This is a genomic window from Cupriavidus sp. CuC1, from assembly GCF_044627735.1.
In the GTDB taxonomy this organism is placed as follows: Bacteria; Pseudomonadota; Gammaproteobacteria; order Burkholderiales; family Burkholderiaceae; genus Cupriavidus; species Cupriavidus ulmosensis.
Genome location: NZ_JBIUHC010000320.1, coordinates 1 through 3417 on the forward strand (window position 1 = coordinate 1; position 3417 = coordinate 3417).

Genomic DNA, 3417 nt, shown 5'->3' on the forward strand with positions numbered 1-3417 from the left:
GAGCGCGAGCGCGCCGCGCGCGCCGTGGTGGTGGTCCGGGCTGGGCCTGGCCGGCGTCGGCCTGGCCGGCACCTTGGCGGGCGCGTTGCTGGTCTCGGCCGTGCTGGCCACGGTGCCGGCGCCGGCCGCCATCGATCTGCCCTACGCATCGACCGGCTTCGGTGGCACGGCGCATAACGGGAGCGAGGAATGAACGAGCGTACGCCGAAGCGGCTCAAGGTAGCGCTGGCGATCTCCGTGCTGGTCAACGTGTTCTTGCTGGGCGCGATTGGTGGTGGCGGCTATCGCTGGTACGCCCTGGAGCGCCATGCGGCCGCGCAGCCGCGCGGCCTGCGCTTTGCCGCCGACGGGCTGGAGGCCGAGCAGCGCAGGCAGTTCCTGCAAGGCTTGCGCGCGGCGCGCCGTGCCGCAGCGTCGGACGTGGACGCCGCGCGCGACGGACGCCACCAGGTGGAGCAATTGCTGCGGCAGCCGCAGTTCGAGCGTGACGCGCTGGCGGCGGCATTAGCCCGCACGCGCGAGGCCGATGCCGCGGTGCGCACCCGGCTGGAAGGCAGCGTGGTGGAATTCGCCGCCACGCTGTCGCCCGCGGATCGGGAGAAGCTGGCCGATGCACTGGTCCAGCGCGGCCCGCTGCGCACGGCGCCGGCGCGGCCCGCGAAGGCAGCGCCATGACGCGGCGATCGAGAACAACAGCAAAGCTGTGGTTGATGCCGAGGACGAGGATTTCCCAGGGGAGCAACACATGACAAACACCGCCATGACGGCCGCGGCTGTCGCGGTCAACCGGTTCGGGCTGGGCGCGCGCCCGGATGAGCCGCTGCCGGCCGATCCGCGCGGCTGGCTGCTGGGCCAGTTCGAGCGCTACGAGGCCAGGCCCGCCTCCTGGAGCGCGCAGCCGGGCACAGCCGCGTTGGCCGGCGAGTTCGGCGCCCAGCAGCGCGAGGTGCGCCAGGCGCAGGCCGACGCGAAGACCGCGGCGCGCCAGCAATTGCAGCGCGAGACGCGCGAGGCTTATCGCGATGCCGTCGATGCGCGCGTGATCAGTGCGCTGGTCACGCAGGCGCCGTTCGTCGAGCGGCTGGTGCATTTCTGGTCCAACCACTTCGCGGTCTCGGTGGAGAAGCCGGCCGTAGCCGCGCTGGCCGGCGCCTTCGAGGCCGAGGCAATCCGTCCCCATGTGCTCGGACGCTTCGAGGACATGCTGGTCGCGGTGGAGCGCCATGCCGCCATGCAGGTCTTCCTGGACCAGGTCCGCTCGATCGGCCCCGACAGCATGGCCGCGCGGGTGGCCGCGCAGCGTGCGCCCGAGCGCCAGCTTGGATTGAACGAGAACCTCGCGCGCGAAATCCTGGAGCTGCATACGCTCGGCGTGCGCAGCGGCTACCAGCAGGCCGATGTGACCGAGTTCGCGCGGGCGCTGACCGGCTGGAGCATCGGCGGCCTCGGCGCGCGCGTGGACGGCGAGCCCGGGCGCTTCCAGTTCCGCGCGCGCGTGCATGAGCCCGGCACCCGCACCATCCTGGGCCGCAGCTATCCGCAGCAAGGTGAAGCGCAGGCGCTGGCCGTGCTGCATGACCTCGCGCAGAGCGAAGCCACGGCCAATCACCTGGCCACCAAGCTGGTCCGCCACTTCGTCGCCGACGTGCCGCCGCCCGCGCTGGTGGCGCGCTTGTCCGAGGCTTATCAGCGCAGCGGTGGCGCGTTGCCCGAGATGTACCGCGCGCTGGTGCAGTCGCCCGAGGCGTGGGCCAGCGAGCCGGCGAAATTCAAGACGCCTTGGGAGTGGACCCTCTCCTCCTTGCGCGGGTTGGGTTTGCGCGAGGCGGGCGCACTGCACTTCGCGCCCATGTTGACCCAGCTCGGCCAGCCGGTCTGGCGGCCGGGCTCGCCCGCGGGCTACGACGACATCGCTGCAAGCTGGGCCGCGCCCGATGCGCTGGTGCGCCGGGTTGAGATGGCGCAGCGCCTGGCGGCGCGCGTCGGCGATCGGATCGATGCGCGCGAGCTCGGCCCCAAGCTGCTCGCCGGCACGCTGTCGGCGCCGACCTCGGCCGCCATTGCGCGCGCCGAAAGCGCGCAGACCGCACTGGCCTTGCTGCTGGTGTCGCCCGATTTTCAACGGAGGTAATTGCCATGTTTTCCCGCCGAGATTTCCTCCGCGCGGCCGGCGGCGCCGCTGCCATGCTTGCGTTGCCGCGCCTCACGCTCGCCAGCGTGGATTCCGATCGCCGCTTTGTCTTCGTCATCCAGCGCGGCGCCGCCGATGGCTTGAACACGGTCATTCCCTACGCCGATCCCGGCTACGCCCGCCTGCGTGGCGCGCTGGCCATCGACGCAGCGCAAGCCACGCGGCTCGACGGCACCTTTGCGCTGCATCCCGCGTTGACGGAGACGGCACGGATGTACAGCGCGGGGCAGGCGCTGTTCGTGCATGCGGTGGCATCGCCCTACCGGGAGCGCTCGCATTTCGACGGGCAGAACGTGCTGGAGACCGGCGGCGCCGCGCCCTACCAGGTCAAGGACGGCTGGATGAACCGCCTAGTGAGCCTGCTGCCCAAGCGGCTGGATAACGCCATCGCCTTCGCGCCCACGGTGCCGGCGGCGCTGCGCGGGCCGGTGGAAGTCGGCTCCTATGCGCCATCGGCGCTGCCTTCGGCGCCCGATGACCTGCTCACGCGCGTCGGGCAGCTCTACGAGATGGACGCGCAACTGCACCCCCTCTGGAACGCGGCCATGCAAGCCCGCGGCCTGGCCGGCGACGCCGGCGCGCGGCAGGACCCCGCCAGCCTTGGCCGCCTTGCCGCCGGTTTCCTGGCCCGCGCGGACGGGCCGCGCATCGCCATGATCGAGACCGGCGGCTGGGATACGCACAGCGCGCAAGCGCCGCGGCTGGCGGCCCGGCTCAAGGCCCTCGACACCATGCTAGCCGCGCTGCGCGACGGCCTCGGCCCCGCATGGGACCGCACCACTGTGCTGGTGGCCACCGAGTTCGGACGCACGGCCACCGCCAACGGCACGGGCGGCACCGATCACGGTACTGGCGCGGTGGCGATGCTGGTGGGAGGGGCGGTCAAGGGTGGGCGTGTCATGGCCGACTGGCCGGGTTTGGGGCAGGGGGCGCTCTACCAGGGGCGCGATCTGGCGCCGACCATGGGGTTGGATGGGTTGATCGCCGCGGCTGCGGGGCAGAGTTTCGGGTTGGATGAGGGGCGGGTTGGAGGGGTGTTGTTTGGGGAGGTTTGGAAGGGGGGGAGGATGGGGGAGTTAGTGGGGGTGTGATTGTGTTGCTTGCTTGTGGCCCCGCTGATGTAGGGGGCTCTTGTGGGCGGGGTTTTATTGCTTCTAGCTGCTGTCGCGGCTGTACGGGGTTGGCCGTTTTAGAACGTGTGAGATGTCACTTTTCTTTACTCGTAA

At 71.1% G+C, this 3417-nt stretch carries 3 protein-coding genes and 1 pseudogene; all 4 read left to right on the forward strand.

The annotated features are described in order from the left end of the window. Positions 1–193, forward strand: a pseudogene (locus ACGLHR_RS51050) (hypothetical protein); the annotation flags it as partial. After that, positions 190–675 (forward strand): periplasmic heavy metal sensor, encoded by a 486-nt coding sequence (locus ACGLHR_RS51055; protein WP_400103669.1) that lies wholly within the window; start codon positions 190–192, stop codon positions 673–675. The pseudogene ACGLHR_RS51050 and the gene ACGLHR_RS51055, both read left to right, overlap by 4 nt. Positions 676–745: 70 nt before the next feature. After that, positions 746–2131 carry a DUF1800 family protein gene (locus ACGLHR_RS51060; protein ID WP_400103671.1) on the forward strand — a complete coding sequence of 462 codons (1386 nt, stop codon included), beginning with the start codon at positions 746–748 and terminating at the stop codon, positions 2129–2131. 5 nt (positions 2132–2136) lie between these two features. After that, positions 2137–3282 (forward strand): DUF1501 domain-containing protein, encoded by a 1146-nt coding sequence (locus tag ACGLHR_RS51065; protein ID WP_400103673.1) that lies wholly within the window; start codon positions 2137–2139, stop codon positions 3280–3282. Positions 3283–3417: the final 135 nt, after the last annotated feature.